Genomic DNA, 21,278 nt, shown 5'->3' on the forward strand with positions numbered 1-21,278 from the left:
GTCCCGGGAGGGCCCTCCCTACCGTCGTAGGGTGGGCCTGGGGACGGACGGTGATCGGCCGACCGCACCCCGAGCCTTCTCCCGCCTCCGGCGGAGAGTCCCCTTGCCGCGAGGGAGGTCCAGTTCAGTGACCAGCCAGGTCAGTAGCGAGGCCGGTGAGGCCCTGCTCGGGGAGCAGCGCAGCGCCCCGGCGAAGCCCCACACCGACAAGGAAGTGCGCCGTCTCGATCGGGTGATCATCCGCTTCGCGGGTGACTCCGGTGACGGTATGCAGCTGACAGGTGACCGGTTCACCTCGGAGACGGCGTCCTTCGGGAACGACCTCTCCACGCTGCCGAACTTCCCGGCCGAGATCCGGGCACCCGCCGGAACCCTGCCGGGCGTCTCGTCCTTCCAGCTGCACTTCGCCGACCACGACATCCTGACCCCGGGCGACGCACCGAACGTGCTGGTCGCGATGAACCCCGCCGCCCTCAAGGCCAACATCGGGGACGTGCCGCGCGGTGGCGAGATCATCGTCAACACCGACGAGTTCGCCAAGCGCGCCATGGCCAAGGTCGGCTACGCGGCCTCGCCCCTCGAAGACGGCTCGCTGGACGCCTACCGGGTCCACCCGGTGCCGCTGACCACGCTGACCGTCGAGGCCCTCAAGGACTTCGGCCTCTCCCGGAAGGAGGCCGAGCGCTCCAAGAACATGTTCGCGCTCGGGCTGCTCTCCTGGATGTACCACCGGCCGACCGAGGGCACCGAGACCTTCCTGCGGCAGAAGTTCGCGAAGAAGCCGCAGATCGCCGAGGCCAACATCGTCGCCTTCCGGGCCGGCTGGAACTTCGGCGAGACCACCGAGGACTTCGCCGTCTCCTACGAGATCGCCCCCGCGACCCGGGCCTTCCCCACCGGCACCTACCGGAACATCTCGGGGAACCTGGCCCTCTCGTACGGCCTCGTCGCCGCCTCCCGCCAGGCCGACCTGCCGCTCTACCTCGGCTCGTACCCGATCACCCCGGCCTCGGACATCCTCCACGAGCTGAGCAAGCACAAGAACTTCGGTGTGCGGACCTTCCAGGCCGAGGACGAGATCGCCGGCATCGGCGCCGCGCTCGGCGCGGCCTTCGGCGGCTCGCTCGCCGTCACGACGACCAGCGGCCCGGGTGTGGCGCTCAAGTCGGAGACGATCGGTCTCGCGGTCTCCCTGGAGCTGCCGCTCCTGATCGTCGACATCCAGCGCGGCGGCCCGTCCACCGGTCTGCCCACCAAGACCGAGCAGGCCGACCTCCTCCAGGCCATGTACGGCCGCAACGGCGAGGCGCCGGTCCCGGTCGTCGCCCCGAAGACGCCCGCCGACTGCTTCGACGCGGCGATCGAGGCGGCCCGGATCGCCCTCACGTACCGGACGCCCGTCTTCCTGCTCTCCGACGGCTACCTCGCCAACGGCTCCGAGCCCTGGCGCATCCCGGACGTCGACGAGCTCCCCGACCTGCGGACGCAGTTCGCCACCGGCCCGAACCACGAACTGGCCGACGGCACCGAGGTCTTCTGGCCGTACAAGCGCGACCCGGAGACCCTCGCCCGCCCGTGGGCCGTCCCCGGCACCCCCGGTCTCGAACACCGCATCGGCGGCATCGAGAAGCAGGACGGCACCGGCAACATCTCGTACGACCCCGCCAACCACGAGTTCATGGTCCGCACCCGGCAGGCCAAGATCGACGGCATCGACGTCCCCGACATCGAGGTCGACGACCCGGACGGCGCCCGCACCCTGGTTCTCGGCTGGGGCTCCACCTACGGGCCGATCACCGCCGCCGTCCGCCGCATCCGCCGCGAGGACGGCCACATCGCCCAGGCCCATCTGCGCCACCTCAACCCCTTCCCGAGGAACCTCGGCGAGGTCCTGAAGCGGTACGAGAAGGTCGTCGTCCCGGAGATGAACCTCGGCCAGCTCTCCATGCTCGTCCGGGCGAAGTACCTCGTCGACGCCCGCAGCCACACGCAGGTCAACGGGATGCCGTTCAAGGCCGAGCAGCTCGCCGCCGTTCTCAAGGAGGCCATCGATGCCTGAGCCCCTCCTCCACCTGGTGCCCAAGGCCGAGGCCCAGCAGACGATGAAGGACTTCAAGTCCGACCAGGAGGTCCGGTGGTGCCCCGGCTGCGGTGATTACGCGGTCCTGGCCGCCGTCCAGGGCTTCATGCCCGAGCTCGGTCTGGCGAAGGAGAACATCGTCTTCGTCTCGGGCATCGGCTGCTCCTCCCGCTTCCCGTACTACATGAACACCTACGGGATGCACTCCATCCACGGCCGCGCCCCGGCCATCGCCACCGGCCTCGCCACCTCCCGCCGCGACCTGTCCGTCTGGGTCGTCACGGGCGACGGCGACGCGCTCTCCATCGGCGGCAACCACCTCATCCACGCGCTCCGGCGCAACGTCAACCTCAAGATCCTGCTCTTCAACAACCGGATCTACGGGCTGACCAAGGGCCAGTACTCGCCCACATCCGAGGTCGGCAAGATCACCAAGTCGACGCCGATGGGCTCGCTCGACGCACCCTTCAACCCGGTGTCCCTCGCACTCGGCGCGGAGGCCTCCTTCGTGGCCCGTACGGTCGACTCCGACCGCAAGCACCTCACCGAGGTGCTGCGCCAGGCCGCCGACCACAACGGCACGGCGCTCGTCGAGATCTACCAGAACTGCAACATCTTCAACGACGGCGCCTTCGAGGTCCTCAAGGACAAGGACCAGGCCAAGGAAGCGGTCATCCGCCTCGAACACGGGCAGCCGATCCGCTTCGGCGCCGAGAACGAGAAGGGCGTCGTCCACGACCCGGCCACCGGCGACCTCCAGGTCGTCACCGTGACCCCGGAGAACGAGTCGCGGATCCTGATCCACGACGCCCACGCCGCCACCCCGACGACGGCGTTCGCGCTGTCGCGCCTGGCCGACCCGGACACCCTCCACCAGACCCCCATCGGGGTGTTCCGGTCGGTGGACCGGCCCGTCTACGACACGCTGATGGCGGAGCAGCTGGAGACGGCGGTGGAGCAGCACGGCAAGGGCGACCTGGGCCAGCTCCTCGCGGGCAACGACACCTGGACGGTCGTCGGCTGACGCCCGTCCGCGCGGTCAGTCGCGCTTCGCTGCCTCGGTGTACGGGCCGAGGCAGCGGGGCTTTCCGGACGTGATCTGCCAGAGGGTCAGTCCTTGCAGGACGGTCGTCGAGTTCTCGCTGGCCCTGGAGTAATAGGACCTCGCCACCCCCCGGTACACCTTGTGTTCCTTCATGAACGCGTACGACATCGCCGCGCCCGGGTACTTCGCGTTCCTCTTGACGGCGGTACGCAGCGCCTGCACCGTCCAGTACAGGGCGTCGTACGACTCCACCGCGAACCGGTCGACCGGATCCGTGACCGCGAGCCGCCAGCGCCTGCGGTACGCGGCCGCGAACTCCTTCGCGGCCGGGACCGTGTCGGGGTCGGTGTAGCCCGCCCCGAAATACCAGCCCTCGGCCGCCGGACCCGCCACGGCGAGGAACTCCGGCTGGAGCGCGGGCTCGACGCTTCCGCGCGGGCCCTCGTATCCCTGCCGCAGCAGCGCCTTGGCGCACAGGGCGGCCCGGCGCGGCGACTTCCCCAGGTACATCACGCCCGTCGGGGAGGTGGCGAGCGCGGCCCGGACCGCCGGGCCGAAATCCTCGCTGTCCGCCGCGACCCGGTGCACGGTGACCGTGCCGCCGGCGGGAGGCGAGTCCTTCAGGTTCCGGGCGGCGAGCCAGCTGTAGGTGCCGGCCGCCCGGTCCTCGATGACGGCGGTGCGGCCCAGACCGTGCTCGGTGAGGTAGCGGCCGAAGGGCGCCGACATCACGTCGGGGTAGGGCCGCACTTCGAAGTAGGTGCGGGTCGGCGTCTGGCCCCGGATCACCCCGTCCGCGACCGACGGCACCACGCTCAGCACCGGCACCCTGGAATCGACGAGCGCGTCCGCCGCCCGGACGGCCGTCTCGGTGGTCGTCAGGCCGAGGACGGCGACCAGGGCCGGGTCCTGGAGGAGGGTGCGGGCCCCGGCGGCGGCCCGCTCGGGGGCTCCCCCGTCGTCCGTCACCTTGAGGATCAGGTCGAAGGGCCGGTCCGCGCGGGCGTTGAAGGTCTCCGCGGCGAGGCGCAGTCCTCGTTCCTGGGCGCGCCCGTCCGCCTTGCCGGGGCCGCTGAGGTCGGTGAGGACACCGAGCGTGTACGCCGCCTTCGGCGCCCCCGTACCGCCGCCGGTGCCGCCGCCCGTTCCGGTGCCCGGGTCGCGGCCGAGCAGCCAGGCGGTGAGGCCGCCCGTGCCCGCGACGGCCCCGGCCGCTCCGAGCACGAGCAAGCGGCGCCGCGAAGTCCCCTGCTTCTCGCCGGGGTTGAGGACGGTCGGATCGGCGACCGGCAGGTCCAGGACCCGCGACGAGCGCTGGGCGATCAGGGCGGGCAGACCGGTCGGCAGCCAGTCGCCCGCCGCAGGGCCCTCGTGCGGGCCGAGGGCGTCCCGTACCTCGGCGGTGCTCGGCCGGTCGGCGGCGTCCTTGGCGAGACAGGCCTCGACCAGGGGCAGCAGCGGCCCGGGCAGGCCGTCGAGGTCGGGCTCCTCGTGGACGGTGCGGTAGACGACCGAGGCGACCCCGCCCGTACCGAAGGGGCGGCGTCCGGTCAGCGCGTACGCGAGGACGCAGCCGAGCGAGAAGACGTCGCTGGCCGGTCCGACCTCGCCGGCACCCAGGGCGCGGGCCTGCTCGGGGGCGAGGAAGCCGGGGGTGCCGATCATGGCGTCGGTGGCCGTGAGCGCGGTCGCCCCGGCGGTCCTGGCGATGCCGAAGTCGATCAGCCGGGGCCCGTCGAGGGCGAGCAGCACGTTCCCGGGCTTGACGTCCCGGTGGACGAGCCCGGCCGTGTGCATGTCGGCGAGGGCGTCGGCGAGTCGCGCGCCGAGCGCCCGCACGGTCGGCTCGGGCAGGGCGCCGTGCAGGGCGACGGCCTCGGCGAGCGAGGGCCCGGGCACGTACTCGGTCGCGAGCCACGGCTCCCGGGCCTCCGGATCGGCGCCGAGGACGCGGACGACCCAGCGGCCGGTGATCCGCTCGGCGGCCCGCGCCTCGCGGCGGAACCGCTCCCGGAAGCCGGGGTCGGCGGCGTGCTCGGCGCGGATGAGCTTGAGCGCGGCGAGCGCCCCGCCGGCGGAACGGGCGAGGTAGACCACGCCCATGCCGCCGGCGCCGAGCCGCCCGAGCAGCCGGTAGCCGGCGATCGAGGAGGGATCGGCCTTCTTGAGTGGCTGCACGCTCACGCCTTCTTGGGCTTGTTGGGTTCCGCGGGCGCGGGACCGAGGTACTTGTAGGCCCCGTCCTGCACGCCGTAGAGGAAGGTGCCCATACCTCTGAGCTCGCCGTTGTCGCTGAACGCGTAACCGCCCATGGCCCCGGTGTACTCCTGCTTGCGCAGCGCCTCCCACAGGCCCTTGCGGGTGAGCGGGCCCTTGGCGGCGTTCGAGGAGAGCCAGGACGTGACCAGGTTGACCACGTCGAAGGACTCGCCGGTGTAGAAGGCGGGGGTGGTGCCGTAGCGCTTGCGGTAGGCGTCGAGGAAGTCCTGGGTGGGCTTGCGATCGGCCGCTTTCTGCTTGGTGTCGGCGGCCCGCTGGACGGGGTCGATGACGGGCGCGCAGACGTACCAGCCCTCGGCGGAGCTCCCGGCCTCCTTCAGGAATTCCGACCCGAAGACGTGCTGGCCGGCGAACCTGGGCCCGGTGAAGCCGAGTTGCGTCAGGGCGCGGGCGGCGAGCACGGCCGTGGAGCGGACACCGCAGTGGACGTACGCGTCGATGCCGGCGTCGATCATCTCGCCGATGATCCGGCGGTAGTCGGTGGCCCGGGCCGGGACCACCCGGAAGTGCGGCTCGATGCCGGCGTATCTGAATCCGAAGCGGGCGCCGGCGGTGCACTGCCAGCCGTACTGGTCGTCGGTGCGTTCCTGGAGGACTCCCGGGCGCCGGATCTGCGGCAGCAGCGTGGCGGACCAGGCGAGGTAGGTGCCCGCCAGGATGTGGTTCGGGACGGCACGGAGGACGGTCGTGTTCCGCGAAGAGCGGGCGTCGTCGCGCAGGGTGAAGAGGTTGTAGCCCGCCGAGGTGGTGAGGAGCGGCATGCCGGCCTCCTCGAAGGCGGGCAGCGCGGCGACGCCGGTGGCGTCGGAGGTGGGGCCGAGGACGGCCATCACGGAGGGGTCGGAGGTGAGCCGACGGGCGGCGGCGAGGGCGCCGGCGACCTCCCCGCGGTCGTCGGAGACCTTGAGTTCGAGGGTGAAGGGCTTGCCCTTGTGCACGGCGTTGAACCGTTCGACGGCGAGCCGGGCGCCGCGCTCCTGGGCCCGGCCGATCTCCCGGGCGGGCCCGGAGAGGTCGGCGAGGACGCCGATGGCCCAGGTGTTCCGGGGCTTGGGCGCGGGGTGCTTCCCGTCGGTGTCGTCCCGCCCGGAGTTCCACAGGGCGTACGCGCCGCCGCCCGCCGCGAGCACGGCGGCACCGGCGCCGAGCAGCAGGAAGCCGCGCCTGCTGGGCCCGGCCGGGGCGGCGGCGTCCGTGCCGTGCGCGGTCGGGTCGATGTCGGGAAGCGCCAGCATGGCCGTCGAGCGGGTGGCGATGGTGGTGACGACGGGTGCGGGCAGCCAGTCGGAGGGGGCGCCCGGGGTGTCCTCGGTGAGCCGGGCGGCGATCTCCTCGGCGGTGGGGCGCGCGGCCGGTTCCTTGGCGAGGCACTGCCGTACGAGGTCGAGCAGCGGCTCCGGTACGCCGGCGAGGTCGGGCTCGTCGTGCACGGTCCGGTAGAGGAGGGCGTCCAGGGCGCCCGTGCCGAACGGCGGGCGGCCGGTGGTCGCGAAAGCGAGCAGGCAGCCGAGGGCGAAGACGTCGGAGGCGGGGCCGATCTCGGCGGCGCGGGCCTCGGCCTGCTCGGGGGCGAGGAAGCCGGGCGTGCCGACGACCATGTCGACCGAGGTCAGCCCGGTCTCCCCGGTCGCGCGGGCGATGCCGAAGTCGATGAGCCGGGGGCCGTCGACGGCGAGCAGGATGTTGCCGGGCTTCACGTCGCGGTGGACGATCCCGGCCGCGTGGACGGCGGCGAGCGCGCGGGCGACGGCACCGCCGAGGATCCGTACGCTCCGCTCGGGCAGCGGCCCGTGGGCGAGAACGGCCTCGCCGAGGGACGGGCCCGGCACGAAGGCGGTGGCCATCCACGGCTCGGGGGCGTCGGGATCGGCGCCGGTCACGGGGACCGCCCAGGGGCTGACGACCCGGCGGGCGGCCTCGACCTCGCGGCGGAAGCGGGCCCGGAAGTCGGCCTGGTCGGCCTGGTCGGCGTGGGTGACCTTGACGGCGGCGAGCTCGCCGCTGTCGGTACGGCCGAGGTAGACGACGCCCATGCCGCCGGCGCCGAGGCGGCCCAGGAGTCGGTAGCCGGCGATCGACGAAGGGTCGGAGGGCAGGAGCGCCTGGAGGGCGCCGGGCTGGGGGCCGGGCTGGGCCATCGGGCTCACGAGTGGGCTCCCCACTGCTTCTTGACGCGGTCCTGCATGATGACGTTGGCCCGGACCTGGGCGTCGGTGATCTTCGCCTCGGTGTAGCCGGGGGCTCCCTTGATGACGGTGGCGAAGCTGACCTGCCCGATGCGGGTCTGGAACCAGTTGTAGAACTGCGGTTTCTTGAAGGCGTCGTTGAGGTACGAGCCGCGCTCGACGATGAGGTCGTCCGTGGTGGACTGGTCGTCGTAAAGGGGGCTGACCGACGTGAGGCCGCTGATGCGTTCGCCCTCGCGCGGCCGCTGGTCGGGGCAGCGCAGCGCCTCCTCCAGGGTCTCGGCCATCTCCCAGTCGGCGTCGGACTCGGTGCGGTGGATGGTGACGGTGGCGGCGACGCGCAGGACTCCCTTGCCGCCCGCGGCCGGGATCTCGCTGTAGGAGGTGACGCTGTAGAGGACGGAGCCCGGCAGGCTGCCCGCGTCCCAGGTGCAGTTCGCGTCTAGGACCGGCCAGGAGCCGGGGGCGCTGAGGAACGGGCTGCGCTTGACGTACTCGGGCCCCCAGGCGTCCGGCCCGGCCACGACGGCGAGTGCCAGCCGCTTCGCGTCGGCCGCGGTGCGGGGGGCCTTCTTCGGGTCCAGGGTGGCGCCCGGTCCGCTCGGTGTCGGGGACGGGGTCCCGGACGCGCTGGTGCTCGGTGTTCTTCGGGGCGGTCTCCCGTCGCCCCCGCCGTCTCCCGGCGAACAGGCCGCCAGGAGTGCCATGCCCGCCGCCACCGCGGCACCGGTGCGCAGCGCTCTTCCGTACGTGTCCCTCACGATTCCCCCACGGTCGCTCACACGATCCCCCGGTCGGCGAAGGAGATCGTACGGCTCCGCGGATCAACTGGGCGGGGCTACAACGTCATTGGGACGCTTCTCGCACGGTGTCGTAACGCACACGCGCCCGCTCCACCTCGTCGAGGCTGCTCGCGGTCCACCGGGCGAGCTCCCAGACCTGGCGGGCGGCCTCCTCGCCGAGTCCGGTGAGGCTGTAGTCGACGCGGGGCGGGATGACGGGCTTGGCGTCGCGGTGGACGAAGCCGTCGCGCTCCAGGGTCTGGAGGGTCTGCGTGAGCATCTTCTCGCTGACGCCGCCGACCGCGCGGCGCAGCTCACTGAAGCGGTACGAGCGCTCCCGCAGGGCGATCAGGATGAGGACGCCCCAGCGGCTGGTGACGTGCTCCAGGACGCGGCGCTCCGGACACTTGGCGTCCGCCACGACGGCCTGCGGCAGGTCGCGCGGCACCTTCTCACTTACTCCCATACCAGTACCTTACTTCAAAGTGGGTACTTACGAAAGGTTAGCGCCCGCCGTACGGTGAGTGCATCGCCCGGCGCACCCCGCGCCTCCCACCGGAAGAAGGAAGCACCATGAGCATCGTCGTCACCGGAGCCACCGGACAGCTCGGCCGTCTCGTCGTCGACGCCCTCCTCACCGGCGGGTCCGCCGTCCCCGCCGAGTCCGTCGCCGTCGTCGTCCGCGACAAGGAGAAGGCGGCCGACCTCGCGGAGCGCGGCGTGGAGCTGCGGATCGCGGACTACAGCAAGCCGGAGACCCTGGCCGAGGCCTTCGAGGCCGGCGACCGGGTGCTGCTCATCTCGGGCAACGAGGTCGGGCAGCGCGTCGCCCAGCACACCGCCGTGATCGACGCGGCCAAGGCCGCGGGCGTCGCCCAGCTCGCGTACACCGGCGTCCTCGGCGGGGACGGGGCCGACTTCGACCTGGCCGCCGAGCACAAGGTGACCGAGCGGCTGATCCTCGACTCGGGACTGCCGTACACCTTCCTCCGTAACGGCTGGTACACCGAGAACTACACCGCGAACCTCGCCCCGGTCCTCGCCCACGGCACCGTCGTCGCGAACGCCGGCGAGGGCCGGATCGCCTCCGCCGCCCGCGCCGACTACGCCGCCGCCGCGGCCGCCGTCCTGACCGGCCCCGCCGAGGAGCACCTGAACAAGGCGTACGAGCTGAGCGGCGACACCGCCTGGTCCCTCGCCGAGTACGCCGCCGAGGTCGCCGCCCGGTCCGGCCAGGAGATCACGTACAGCAACGTGCCCGCCGAGGCGCACCTCGCGATCCTCACCGGCGCCGGGGTGCCCGAGGTCTTCGCCGAGATCCTGGTCGACGTCGACCGGGCCGTCGAGCACGGCGCGCTCGCCCTGCAGACCGGCGACCTGGCCCGCCTGATCGGCCGCCCGACCACCCCGATCGCCGTGACGATCCAGGAAGCGCTCGACGCCTCCTGACGAACACCCCTCCACCCCGCCCCTCCGTCCCGCCCCTCCCCATGGTCATGACCGTATTGCGGTACGGGCATGACAACCCGCCCGGTGCGGCGCTACCTTCGACAGGACAGCGCGGCACAGGGCGGGAGGTCCGGTGAAGACGGATAACGAGGAACGAGCAGGATTGCTCTACGGGATCGGCGCCTACGGCATGTGGGGTCTGGTCCCGCTCTTCTGGCCGCTCCTCAAGCCCGCCGGGTCGATCGAGATCCTCGCCCACCGGATGGTGTGGTCCCTGGTCTTCGTCGGCATCGCCCTGCTCGCGGTGCGCCGCTGGGGCTGGGTGCGCGAACTCGTCCGCAGCCCCCGCAAGCTCGGCCTGATCACCGTCGCCGCCGCCGTCATCACGGTGAACTGGGGCCTCTACATCTGGTCCGTCAACACGGGCCACGTCGTCGAGGCCTCCCTCGGCTACTTCATCAACCCGCTCGTCACCATCGCCCTCGGCGTCCTCGTCCTCCAGGAACGACTGCGCCCGGCGCAGTGGGCCGCGGTCGGTGTCGGCTTCGCCGCCGTCCTCGTCCTGGCCATCGGATACGGGCAGCCGCCCTGGATCTCCCTGGCCCTCGCCTTCTCCTTCGCCGTCTACGGCCTGGTGAAGAAGAAGGTCAACATCGGCGGCCTGGAGTCGCTCGCCGCGGAGACCGCCGTCCAGTTCCTGCCGGCCCTCGGCTACCTCGTCTGGCTCGGCAGCCAGGGCACCCTCGCCTTCGGCTCCCACGGAGCGGGTCACACGACCCTGCTCGCCGCCACCGGCATCGTCACGGCGGTCCCGCTCGTCTGCTTCGGCGCGGCCGCGATCCGCGTACCGCTGTCGACGCTCGGCCTCCTCCAGTACCTGGCGCCGACCTTCCAGTTCCTGCTCGGGATCCTCTACTTCCACGAGGAGATGCCGCCGGAGCGCTGGGCGGGCTTCTCCCTCGTCTGGCTGGCCCTGACGATCCTCACCTGGGACGCCCTGCGCACGGCCCGCCGGAGCAGGGCGGCGATGGAGGCGGCGAAGTCGACGGCGGAGGCGGCGGCCGGCGCCGATACCGCCACCGCTGCCGTCACGCCCACGGCCACTGCTGCCGAGGCCTCGCTGACGGGACCCGCGCAGAAGCCGGAGCCGGCACCGGCCCGGCAAGCGCTCTGACGGCGGGCGGTCACGCCTCCAGGAGGTCGTGCTCCCGGATCAGCCAGCAGACCGCCGTCAGACGCAGGGTCGCGAAGTCGTGGCCCGCGGGCTCGGTCCAGTCGACCCCGGTCAGCCAGTCGGTGAACCCGAGGACGTAGTCGGCGAGCTCGTCGCGCCGGACGGTACGGCCCCCAGGCCCCCGCTGGGCCGGGATCAGGGCGTCGCGCACGGCGGCGGCGTGCTGGTCGACGGCAGCCGCAAGCCCCGGCTCGGACGTCATCTCCGAGAGCCGGGGCATGTACGTGGCGGCGACGTCGATCAGCGGGCAGCCGGGCGAATCGTTCATCCCTCCACATTAGGTGCGTAACGCGTCATTCAGGCCGTGAGCTTGGTCGCAGGCCCGACCCATGCGGCTGGTTACCGACCCGGGGGTAGGTTCCGTCTTGTAACCACGGGCATCCTGCGGGAGCATGGGTTGTCATGGAAGAAGGCACTTCGAAGTCACCCAGCCACTGCGAAGGAACCTACGGAAGCGACGGGCATCTCGACCCCTTCCAGTGGGACACCCGGGAGGACTGCGAGGTACGGCAGATCCTCGACCGGGTCGCCGACAAGTGGTCCCTCCTCGTCATCGCCCTCCTCGACCGCCGGGTCCTGCGCTTCACGGAACTCAAGCGCGAGATCGACGGCGTCAGCCAGCGCATGCTGACCGTGACCCTGCGCCAGCTGGAGCGCGACGGCCTCGTGAAGCGCACCGTCCACCCGGTGATCCCGCCCCGCGTCGACTACGAACTGACCCCCCTGGGTCGTACGTTGCACACCACCATCCGCTCCCTCGTGACCTGGACCGAGCAGCACCAGAACGAGATCGCGGCGGCACGGGAGGAGTACGACGCGAAGGAGGCGGCGACGGTGTCCTGAGGCGGTTCCAGGGACGGGGAGACCGTTCCGGCGACGGTGTCCTGAGGCAGGTTCGAGGGAGGCCGTTCCGGCGACGCGGAGACGGTTCCGGCGGCCCAGTGACCGTTCCGGCGGCGCGGAGACGACGGAGACCGCGCGGATAACCGGTGGCCCTCCCCGTGGACTACGCCCACCCTGGGATCCATGGAAGAACCGAAGTCGGCCAATGACGAGCCGAAGTACCGGATCCGCGCGCTCCACACCGACCGCACGGTCACCGTCTACCAGGCCTACCCGCCCGAGATAGGTCTGCCGACGGCCCGGGAGGGGCGTTTTCCGGCCGTGTGGAAGCGGGACCGGATGACGTGGATCAAGCCGTCGTTCCTGTGGATGATGTACCGCTCGGGCTGGGGGACGAAGGACGGCCAGGAGACCGTCCTCGCCGTGGAGATCGACCGCGAGGGCTTCGAATGGGCCCTGCGGAACGCCTGCCTCTCCCACTACGAACGCGGGTTCCATCCCGATCAGGCCGCCTGGAAGCACCAGCTGCGGGAGGCGCCGGCGCGGGTGCAGTGGGACCCCGAGCGGGACCTGCGGCTGCGGGCGCTCCCGTACCGCTCGCTCCAGCTCGGACTCTCGGGCGAGGCCTCGCGCCGGTACGCGGACGAGTGGACGGTGTCCGTCACCGACGTGACCCCGCTCGCACACCGGGTCCGCGACCTCGTCCGGGCGGGCGACCTCAACGCCGCCCGCCCGCTGCTGCCCCGCGAGGAGCCGTATCCGGAGGTGGCGGGCCTGCTCGACCGCCTGCGCGTTCAGGACGGTGCGGTGACCACCGAGAAGTTGAAGTCGCCGGTGCCGAGCACCCCGTAGAGCCGCAGCCACAGCTGGACGAGCTGCTCCGTCGCGCGGGCGCTCGTCAGGTCGCCGAGGTCGATGATCCGGTCGGCGGCCCAGCCGAAGGAGCCGAGCAGCTCCGCGACGACGGCCTTGGCGTCCTCGTCGTCGCCGCTGAGGAACACGTTGTGGTGTCCCGGGACGCGGCCGGGCTCGACCATGACGGTGTTGGTCATGGTGTTGAGCGTCTTGACGAGCCGCGCCTCCGGGAACGCCTTCTGCAACTGCTCGGCGACGCTGCCGCCGTCCGGCGTGACGACCTTGGGCGGGAAGCCCTCGGAGAAGTCGAGCGCGTTGGAGACGTCGAGGACGACCTTGCCGCGCAGCCTGTCCGCGCCCACGGACTCCAGGACGGCGAGGGAGACGAGACCGCCGGTCGCGTTCACGACGAGTTCGGCGGAGGCGGCGGCGTCCGCGAAGGTGCCGTGACCGCCGCCGTGCTCATCGGCCCACTTCACGGCCTCGACGTTGTCGGCGGTACGGGAACCCATCGCGACCTGGTGCCCGAGGGAGGCGAGCTTGGTGGCGAGCCGGCGGCCGACATCGCCGGTGCCGAGTACGGCGATCTTCATGACGTGCGCTCCTTCGGAAGGGAGACGGCGGCCCTGACGCAGACCGACTCGCCCCTCGGAAGGGGACGGCGGCCCGGGAGGCCGACCCTACGCCGAACCGCACGCGGCCGCCGTTTCATCGCGTCCCGCCGCCGTCCCGTCGTCCCTGAGGGGAAGCTGTCCCGTCGTCCCTCCCTGACGGGATGCCGTCAGGTGCCGGACACGTCCCGGGGCGCGCGCCGCATCGCCCACAGGGTCGGGCCGCCGCCCGGCAGGCTCGCCTCACCGAGCACGACGAAGCCGAAGTGCTCGTACACGGGGAGGTTGTCCGGCTTGGAGGACTCCAGGTAGACGGGCATGCCCGCCGCGTCGGCCTGGGCGAGGCCCGAGCGCAGCAGCGCGGACCCGTGCCCCTGGCCCCGGGCGGCCGGGTCGGCGCCGATCACCGCGAGGTACCAGTGAGGCTCCGGCGGCGTGTGCGCGGCCGCGGCCTCGACGGCCTCGCGGAACAGACCGGCCCGGTCTCCGAGGATCTCCTGGAGCTCCTGAACGGTCTCGGCGTCGGGGACGGCCTTGTCCTGGCCCTCCGGCGCCACCCAGAAGGCGGCGGCGGCGTCGGTGCGCTCGCACACGCCGTGGAGGCCGTACTGCCGGGTGAAGAGGGTGGTGAAGTACCGGCCGAGGCCGGCCTCGCGCGAAGCGTCGTCCGGGAAGAACCAGCGCATCATCGGGTCGTCGCCGAAGGCACGGGCCAGGGTGCGGCTGACCATCGGAGCGTCGTCGAGTATTGCCGTTTTCGGTGTGTTCGAGGTAGGCATACGGGTCATTCTGCACGCTTGATGATCTTCATCGATCGGCGGGGGCGGTTCCGGGCGACGACTCCGGGTTCCGTACGATCTCGGCCATCACGCCCTTGCGAGGGGCGCGTTGGCGTGTGCTGGCGCGTATTGGCGTGCGTTGGCGCGAGGGGTGGGCCGGGTTCGTGGGCTTCTGGTGGGACCGCCCTCTTTCCGAGAGTCGCTCCTTCCGGCGGTGCGTCAAGGGCGCTCCCTGCGGTCGCGTCGCTGCGCGATGGCCTTCGGCCACCCTTGACCCACCACCTCCAGGAGCGAAAGACCTCTCGGAGGGCGGTCCGGGGGGCGGGGTCACCGCCGGGCCCCGGGCAGTATCCGGGGCGGGAGGGCGTGTGCCGGCCGGTGGGTGGGGGCTTGGTTCGCGGCGGGGGTGGGTGGGCACCCTTCCCCCCGGCCTGGGGTGCGCTGCCGTGCGATGGGGCAGTCGGGCTCGGCTTGGCGGCCGACGGCCGGTTCGGGGCGGGGCTTCAGGCCCCGCTGGTCGCTCCCGGCGGGTGGGAGGAGTGGAAACCCTGCATTTCTCCGAGCAACAGGACTCGGAAGGGTACCCAAAGGGGGTGAATCGGCTTCCACTGCCCGAGTTACTGCAGGAAACCTCTTCGCGGTGCCCCCAACCACCCACCAAGCAAGGGCGGCCAGGGGAGCGACGGGCCGCACAGGCCCCGATCGGAAGGTCAACTCATCGAGTCGGCAAGGTGTTTCTCATGCCACGGTCTGAATGGCGTCTGCCGGGACCTCGAAGACGAACTCGAATCCGTCCTGCTCGTTGCCCTTCTCGCCGACGCGCGTGAAACCGAAGCCGGCGATGGTGGCCAGGGAGGCCTTGTTGTCGGACTTGATGGTGGCCCGCACGGTCCTGACACCGGGTTCACCGGCGGCCCTGACGAGCAGCTCCCTCAGCATGGCCCGGGCATAGCCCTGGCGGCGGTACGCGACCGCGACGGTGTATCCGACCTCAAGCACCCCGGCCTCGCTCGGCGGTCCGTGGAACCCCGCGTCGCCGACGACGGTCCCGTCCGGCTCGGACACTGCGGCCCGCGCGATCCAGGGCGCGGCGGACGGGTCCTTGGCGATCTGGTCGGCGCGGTAGCCGAAGATGTAGCGCGACCGGTCGCTGACGAAGTACTCATCGAGGGCGACCCCGGCCTCGGCGCTGCCGCCGGCCAGGTCACCATCGGCGAGCGCGCGCAGCGTCTTCTCGCTGAGCTCGACGAAGCGGATGCGCTTGGGGATGGAGAGAAGTTCGTTGTTCATCGCGGAGATGCTCGCTCAGCGCTGGACGGCTGTCCATCGCATTACGGCGGTGCAGCAGGGAGGTTTCCTGCAGTAACTCGGGTAGTGGAGCCCGATTCACCCCCTTTCAGGGGCCACATCGGGGTCCTCGGCTCGGAGAAATGCAGGGTTTCCACTCCTCCCACCCACCGGGAGCGACCAGCGGGGCTTGAAGCCCCACCACGGCCTGCCGTCGGCCGCTGAGCCAAGCCCGACCGCCCCATCGCACGGCAGCGCACCCCCGACCGACCGGAAGGGCACCCACCCAGCCCCGCCGCGAACCGAGCCCCCACCCACCGGCCGTCAGACGCACGCAAACCCCGGACACTGCCCGGGGCTCTGCGTAGGCCTCGCCCCCCGGCCGCCCTCCGAGTGTGAAAAGGCGGCCTCCACCGCCGGGTCAAGGGTGGGCGCAGCCCATCGGCGAAGCCGACTTGCCCTTGACGCGGTGGTGGAGGCCGCCACACTCGGAAAGAGGGCGGCCGCACCCGCACCCTCCAGGAACGTCCACCCCAGACACCAAGAAACCCGGCCCACCCCGACACCCGACAAACCCGGCCCACCCCAGACACCCAACAAACCCGACCAACCCCCTACATCCTCCGCACCGCCTGCGCCTCGCCGCGCTCCACCGATGCCCGCCCGTGGGCGTGGACCAGGGCCAGGTGGAAGAGCGACGGAGCCAGCGGGGCCCAGCGGTGGCGGCGTTCCGGGGAAAGGAGGTGGCGGGTCACGTCCGCGGTGCGGAAGGGCACGTACTCGATCGTGTCGTGCTCCCATCGGTCCGCGACCCCCCGGCTCATCCGGGCGCTCAGGCCGTCGCCGGTGAGGTCGGCGAGGCGGGCGTAGAAGTGCGCGCTCCAGTGGCGCTTCTCGACGTCGAGGACGAACGCGAGGAGCGCCAGCGTGTACTCGTGCGGTTCCAGCGCCAGTTCCTCGCGCATCCCCCTCCGCGCCATGGCGTGCACGTCGGGGGCGTTGCGTCCGGCAGAGTCGATGTGGCGGGACAGTCCCTCGTTGACGGAGGAGTTCCAGAGGCCGGGCGCCATGCGGACGCGCTCACTGCGTCGGCTCACGACGAGCAGGTGGTCCGCGGTGACGACGGCGATGTTCGCCGCGAAGCTGCACTGGAGGAACGCCGGTGACGTGAGCGGCGCGTCCGGGTCGAGGTACCGGCCCCGCGGTGTGGTGCCGTCCGGGAGACGTCGGTCGAGCTGCTGTGCGGCGAGGAAGGTGTAGTAGTCGGTGGGCCTGAGCCTCAGGTGCACCTCGGACTGCTCGTCGAGGGCCGTACGGGAGATGTCGACGGATTCGACGGCGTACCGGGGCCCGTTCCAGATGGGGCGGCGTTCGCCCGCCTCGTCGGCCCTGACCTCCTCGGCCTCGATCTCGGCCCGCCAGTTCGCCATTTCCTCCGGCAACTCCACTTCCCCGTCAAGGACTTGTACGTGGACGGACTCGGCGGCGATGGCCCGGTCACCGTCCCCCTCGACGATGAGAGCGGAGGTGTGGAGCGGGCCCAGGGAGAACGTGCCCCAGGCGCGGCCCTGTTCCTGCCGATAGGTGAGGCTGCGGACGACCCCGGCCGACCGGCGCCTGACCTTGAACCACAGGTCCTGCGTCCACTGTTGGAACAGCGTCGCGAAGACGACTCCCAGGATGGCGCCGACGATTCCGTTTCCAAGGTCTATTCCGCTCACGGGCAGCAGCGTAGGTCAGGGGTCGGACCGACGGCCGTCGGGCGGGACGGAAGTGCGTGTTCGGTGAGCGAACGTACCTGACCGGTTTCCGCTCTTGACGCGGAGTCAAAATCTCACTGAACATTCAGCACGCACAACAGAACATCTGAACATCAGATCACCTGAACAACTGAACACCGCGCACGCACTCGCACAGCTCCAACGCCTCGTGGCACCCAAGCCCGAGGCGTCTCGCACGTTCCGTCCCATCCCCGTTCGGAATCCGGAGCCCCCACAGATGAACATCTCCGTGCCCAGACGTGTCACCGCGGTCGCCGCCCTCGCGGCGCTCGCGCTCGCCGGTCTCACCGGCACCTCCGCCACGGCCAGCCCGGCCGCGGCTGCCGCCGCGCCCGACATCCCGCTCGCCAACGTCAAGCAGCACTTGACGGACCTGCAGTCGATCGCCACCGCCAACGGTGGCAACCGCGCCCATGGCCGTACCGGCTACAAGGCGTCGATCGACTTCGTGAAGGCCAAGCTGGACGCCGCCGGCTACACCACCACCCTCCAGACGTTCACCTCCAGCGGCGCGACCGGCTACAACCTGATAGCCGACTGGCCGGGCGGTGACCCGAACCAGGTCCTGATGGCCGGCTCGCACCTCGACTCGGTCACCTCGGGTCCGGGCATCAACGACAACGGCTCCGGCTCCGCGGCGGTCCTGGAGACCGCCCTCGCCGTGGCCCGCTCCGGCTACCAGCCCTCCAAGCACCTGCGTTTCGGCTGGTGGGGTGCTGAGGAGCTCGGGCTGATCGGCTCGAAGTACTACGTCAACAACCTGCCGACCGCCGAGCGCGCGAAGGTCAAGGGCTACCTGAACTTCGACATGATCGGCTCGCCCAACCCGGGCTACTTCGTCTACGACGACGACCCGACCATCGAGAAGACCTTCAAGGACTACTTCGCGGGTCTGGGCATCGCCACCGAGATCGAGACCGAGGGCGACGGCCGCTCCGACCACGCCCCGTTCAAGAACGTGGGCATCCCGGTCGGCGGTCTCTTCACCGGCGCCGACTACGTCAAGACGGCGGCGCAGGCGCAGAAGTGGGGCGGCACCTCCGGTCAGTCCTTCGACCGCTGCTACCACTCGTCCTGCGACACGACGGCGAACATCAACGACACCGCCCTCGACCGCAACAGCGACGCGATCGCGCACGCGATCTGGACGCTGTCCTCCGGCACGACCACGCCGCCCACCGGCACGGTCTTCGAGAACACCGCCGACGTGTCCATCCCGGACAACGGCGCCGCGGTGACCTCGACGGTCAACGTCACCGGCGTCACGGGCAACGCGCCCAGCAACCTCGCCGTCGGCGTGGACATCGTCCACACCTACCGCGGTGACCTCGTCGTCGACCTCGTCGCCCCCGACGGCTCGGTCTACAGCCTGTCCAACCGGTCCGGCGGCAGCGCCGACAACATCGTCCAGACCTTCACCGTGAACGCCTCCTCCGAGGTCGCCAACGGTGCCTGGAAGCTCCGCGTCCAGGACAAGGCCTCGATCGACACGGGTTACATCAGCGGCTTCAAGCTGACGTTCCCGTAGCCGGGCAGGCAACAGAACGCCCGGGCGGGTCGGTGAACATCGCCCCCGACCCGCCCGGGGTCCCAACTACCCGGCCTGCGTGCTACTTACCGGAGTTCGCCGCGTCCACCAGCGCGTCCTTCGTCACCGCTCCGACGTAGACCTTGCCGTCGTCGGTGAGGAGCGCGTTCACGATCTTCGTCTTGAAGACGGTGCCCGAGCCGAACTTGCCGGTGACCTTGTCGCCGAGGGAGTCCAGGAGCCCCTGGAACTCCTTCGGCGCTTCGTCGGTCTTGGGCGCCGGCGCGCCGCTGTCGATCTTCGCGATCGCCGTCCAGCCCTCGCCGATGACGTTCATGCCACCCTCGCCGGATCCGGCACCGAAGTCGCCGAACACGCCCTCAAGGCCCTCCGGCAGCTGGCCTTCGAAGGGGTCACCCTTCTCGCCGGCCGCCTTCTCGCCCGCCGCCTTCTCCGCCGCGCCCTCGGTCACCTTCGCGCCCTCCGGCGCCTTGAAGGTGAAGTCGGAGGCCGCCGGCTTCGAGAAGTCGACCTTCGTGAAGCCCGCGTCGACGACGGGCTTGCCGCCCTCGACCGAGGAGAGGGTGAACTTCAGCGGGGTGCCGCTCGCCGCGTCCACCGCGATCTTCACCGACTCGACCGTCGAACCGGCCTGCTTCGGCTTGATCACCAGCTGGTACGCGTCCCGGCCGGCCACCTTCGCCGTACCGTCGACGGTGATCGACGTGGTGTCGCCCGCGGCCTTCAGGACCTCGTCCGCGAGCTGCTTGGGCGTGCCCGGGAGCTCCTTGCCCTTCGGGACCTCGTGCGCGCCCGGGGCGTCGGCGCCCGCCGGGGCCTTCTCGTGGAAGACCTCGTTGGACTTGCTGTCGTACGCCCAGACGTCGTCGCCGTTGTGGATCAGGCTGTACTCGTCGGAGCCGTCGAGCAGCGTCAGCTTCTGGCGCTCGGGGCCGTCCGCCGCGACCCGCAGGGTGTGGCTGCCGGAGACGAGCTCCGTGAGCTTCGCCGAGGGGTCCGCCGTGGAGGGCCCGCCGCCGATGCCGCCGAGGGCGGAGGTCAGGCCGCCGAGGGGCAGTCCCAGGTCGGTGGAGATCTTGAACGTGCCGGACAGGGTCTGGGTGTCCGAGGCGGCGATCTTCTCGATGAGCTGCTGGGCGGTGATCTCCGGCAGATCGGGGTCGCCGGACGCCGCCAGCGCCGGGACCAGTCCGATGGTCGCCGCGGCCACTCCTGCCACCGCGACCGGGACGATGAACCGGCTCGCCTTACGGGTCTCTGCCATGGTCTCCCCTACCTCCGTGCCCTTAGCGGGCCCTCTTTGGTCGATGTCTCCATCTCACCAAAGGGGGAGGGCGGAAGCGTCAGCCCGGGGGATCAACCTCACGTACTGCTTCTGGATGACCCGACCCTGAGACCGCAGGCCCGTACGGGGGACCCGGGCGGGCCCGCGGCGGACGGGGGGGCGTCAGCCGGCCCGGTGGACCACCGCGTCGCACATCTCCGCCAGCGCCGCCTTCGCGTAGCCGTCCGGCAGCGGGGCCAGCATGGCCCGCGCCTCCTCCGCGTACCGCACGGTGTCCCGTCGGGCCTGCTCCAGGGCCGGGTGGGCGCGCAGCCGGCGCAGGACCTCGGCGTGCCGGGTGTCGTCGCTCAGGTCGCCGTCGACGAGCTCGACGAGCTCCAGGTCCTCGGGGCGTCCGTGGGCGGCGGCCGCGGCCCGCAGGTGCAGGACGGGCAGGGTCGGGATGCCCTCGCGCAGGTCGGTGCCGGGGGTCTTGCCGGACTCGTGGGAGTCGGAGGCGATGTCGAGGACGTCGTCGGCGAGCTGGAAGGCGACGCCGAGCCGCTCGCCGTACTGGGTGAGGGTGTCGACGATGCTCTCGTCGGCGCCGGACATCATGGAGCCGAAGCGGCAGGAGACGGCGACGAGCGAGCCGGTCTTGCCGCCGAGGACGTCGAGGTAGTGGTCGACGGGGTCGCGGCCGTCGCTGGGACCGGCGGTCTCCAGGATCTGGCCGGTGACGAGGCGTTCGAACGCTTCGGACTGGATGCGTACGGCCTCGGGACCGAGGTCCGCGAGCGTGTGCGAGGCGCGGGCGAAGAGGAAGTCACCCGTGAGGACGGCGATCGAGTTGCCCCAGCGGGTGTTGGCGCTGTCGACGCCGCGCCGGACGTCGGCCTCGTCCATGACGTCGTCGTGGTACAGCGTGGCCAGGTGGGTGAGCTCGACGACGACGGCGGAGGGCACGACGCCGGGCGCGTAGGGGTCGCCGAACTGGGCGGCGAGCATCACGAGCAGGGGGCGGAACCGCTTGCCGCCGGCCAGGACGAGGTGCTGAGCGGCCTCGGTGATGAAGGGGACATCGCTCTTGGTGGCGTCCAGGAGGCCCGCCTCCACTGCCGCCAACCCGGTCTGGACATCGGCCTCAAGAGCCTGGTCCCGCACGCTAAGACCGAACGGCCCGACGACGGTCACGAGGGGGTCTCCTGTCTGCTGACGCCTGCTGACGTTCCCACGAATCGGTCACACGTTTG

The 21,278-nt window shown here is 71.4% G+C and carries 18 protein-coding genes; 7 read left to right on the forward strand and 11 right to left on the reverse strand.

Annotated features, from left to right (window positions below; translation table 11 throughout):
- The first annotated feature begins 127 nt into the window (after positions 1-127).
- Together OG259_RS17595 and OG259_RS17600 are read left to right on the forward strand one after the other, a co-directional pair.
- On the forward strand, positions 128-2,059 hold the full coding sequence (locus tag OG259_RS17595) for a 2-oxoacid:acceptor oxidoreductase subunit alpha (RefSeq protein ID WP_328943115.1): 1,932 nt from the start codon (positions 128-130) through the stop codon (positions 2,057-2,059).
- Positions 2,052-3,104: a 2-oxoacid:ferredoxin oxidoreductase subunit beta gene (locus OG259_RS17600; protein WP_328943116.1), complete on the forward strand. Its 1,053-nt coding sequence runs from the start codon at positions 2,052-2,054 to the stop codon at positions 3,102-3,104. The genes OG259_RS17595 and OG259_RS17600 overlap by 8 nt, the downstream gene beginning before the upstream one ends.
- Positions 3,105-3,119: 15 nt before the next feature.
- Here OG259_RS17600 and OG259_RS17605 read toward each other — a convergent pair whose 3' ends face one another.
- The 4 genes from OG259_RS17605 to OG259_RS17620 all read right to left on the reverse strand — a co-directional run bounded on the left by OG259_RS17605 (position 3,120) and on the right by OG259_RS17620 (position 8,839).
- Complete coding sequence (locus tag OG259_RS17605; RefSeq protein ID WP_443052132.1) at positions 3,120-5,303, reverse strand: bifunctional serine/threonine-protein kinase/ABC transporter substrate-binding protein; 2,184 nt, start codon at positions 5,301-5,303, stop codon at positions 3,120-3,122.
- Positions 5,304-5,305: 2 nt separating this feature from the next.
- Positions 5,306-7,543: a bifunctional serine/threonine-protein kinase/ABC transporter substrate-binding protein gene (locus tag OG259_RS17610; RefSeq protein ID WP_328947111.1), complete on the reverse strand. Its 2,238-nt coding sequence runs from the start codon at positions 7,541-7,543 to the stop codon at positions 5,306-5,308.
- Between the two features lie 5 nt (positions 7,544-7,548).
- On the reverse strand, positions 7,549-8,352 hold the full coding sequence (locus OG259_RS17615; protein ID WP_328943118.1) for a hypothetical protein: 804 nt from the start codon (positions 8,350-8,352) through the stop codon (positions 7,549-7,551).
- A gap of 85 nt (positions 8,353-8,437) precedes the next feature.
- Entirely contained in the window at positions 8,438-8,839 is a 402-nt protein-coding gene (locus tag OG259_RS17620; protein ID WP_328943119.1) for a winged helix-turn-helix transcriptional regulator, read from the reverse strand.
- Between the two features lie 107 nt (positions 8,840-8,946).
- Here OG259_RS17620 and OG259_RS17625 point away from each other — a divergent pair, with 107 nt between their 5' ends.
- Both OG259_RS17625 and rarD read left to right on the forward strand, forming a co-directional pair.
- Positions 8,947-9,822, forward strand: a complete 876-nt coding sequence (locus OG259_RS17625) for an SDR family oxidoreductase (RefSeq protein WP_328943120.1) — start codon at positions 8,947-8,949, stop codon at positions 9,820-9,822.
- A gap of 133 nt (positions 9,823-9,955) precedes the next feature.
- Positions 9,956-10,996: an EamA family transporter RarD gene (gene rarD / locus OG259_RS17630; protein WP_328943121.1), complete on the forward strand. Its 1,041-nt coding sequence runs from the start codon at positions 9,956-9,958 to the stop codon at positions 10,994-10,996.
- 10 nt (positions 10,997-11,006) lie between these two features.
- On the opposite strand, the gene OG259_RS17635 is transcribed toward rarD, so the two are convergent.
- Positions 11,007-11,324 carry a DUF6401 family natural product biosynthesis protein gene (locus OG259_RS17635; RefSeq protein ID WP_328943122.1) on the reverse strand — a complete coding sequence of 106 codons (318 nt, stop codon included), beginning with the start codon at positions 11,322-11,324 and terminating at the stop codon, positions 11,007-11,009.
- A 134-nt stretch (positions 11,325-11,458) separates the two neighbouring features.
- On the opposite strand from OG259_RS17635, the gene OG259_RS17640 reads away from it, so the two are divergent.
- Both OG259_RS17640 and OG259_RS17645 read left to right on the forward strand, forming a co-directional pair.
- Complete coding sequence (locus tag OG259_RS17640; RefSeq protein ID WP_328943123.1) at positions 11,459-11,899, forward strand: winged helix-turn-helix transcriptional regulator; 441 nt, start codon at positions 11,459-11,461, stop codon at positions 11,897-11,899.
- Between the two features lie 183 nt (positions 11,900-12,082).
- Entirely contained in the window at positions 12,083-12,751 is a 669-nt protein-coding gene (locus OG259_RS17645; RefSeq protein WP_328943124.1) for a DUF4291 domain-containing protein, read from the forward strand.
- On the opposite strand, the gene OG259_RS17650 is transcribed toward OG259_RS17645, so the two are convergent.
- The 4 genes from OG259_RS17650 to OG259_RS17665 all read right to left on the reverse strand — a co-directional run bounded on the left by OG259_RS17650 (position 12,694) and on the right by OG259_RS17665 (position 17,152).
- Entirely contained in the window at positions 12,694-13,347 is a 654-nt protein-coding gene (locus tag OG259_RS17650) for an NADPH-dependent F420 reductase (protein WP_328943125.1), read from the reverse strand. The two genes, OG259_RS17645 and OG259_RS17650, sit on opposite strands and share 58 nt — an antisense overlap.
- 188 nt (positions 13,348-13,535) lie before the next feature.
- Entirely contained in the window at positions 13,536-14,153 is a 618-nt protein-coding gene (locus tag OG259_RS17655; RefSeq protein WP_328943126.1) for a GNAT family N-acetyltransferase, read from the reverse strand.
- A 729-nt stretch (positions 14,154-14,882) separates the two neighbouring features.
- The gene (locus OG259_RS17660; protein WP_328943127.1) at positions 14,883-15,434 is read right to left on the reverse strand and encodes a GNAT family N-acetyltransferase; all 552 of its coding nucleotides are present in this window, start codon (positions 15,432-15,434) and stop codon (positions 14,883-14,885) included.
- A 611-nt stretch (positions 15,435-16,045) separates the two neighbouring features.
- Positions 16,046-17,152 (reverse strand): hypothetical protein, encoded by a 1,107-nt coding sequence (locus OG259_RS17665; RefSeq protein ID WP_328943128.1) that lies wholly within the window; start codon positions 17,150-17,152, stop codon positions 16,046-16,048.
- A 277-nt stretch (positions 17,153-17,429) separates the two neighbouring features.
- Between OG259_RS17665 and OG259_RS17670 the strand changes: the two genes are divergently transcribed.
- A complete protein-coding gene (locus OG259_RS17670; protein WP_328943129.1) occupies positions 17,430-18,740 on the forward strand; it encodes a M28 family metallopeptidase in 1,311 nt (436 codons plus the stop codon).
- Positions 18,741-18,822: 82 nt separating this feature from the next.
- Here OG259_RS17670 and OG259_RS17675 read toward each other — a convergent pair whose 3' ends face one another.
- Positions 18,823-20,025, reverse strand: a complete 1,203-nt coding sequence (locus tag OG259_RS17675) for a LolA family protein (RefSeq protein ID WP_328943130.1) — start codon at positions 20,023-20,025, stop codon at positions 18,823-18,825.
- 183 nt (positions 20,026-20,208) lie between these two features.
- A complete protein-coding gene (locus OG259_RS17680; RefSeq protein WP_266895253.1) occupies positions 20,209-21,219 on the reverse strand; it encodes a polyprenyl synthetase family protein in 1,011 nt (336 codons plus the stop codon).
- Positions 21,220-21,278 lie beyond the last annotated feature (59 nt).

It is taken from the genome of Streptomyces sp. NBC_00250 (assembly GCF_036192275.1).
Taxonomy (GTDB): domain Bacteria; phylum Actinomycetota; class Actinomycetes; order Streptomycetales; family Streptomycetaceae; genus Streptomyces.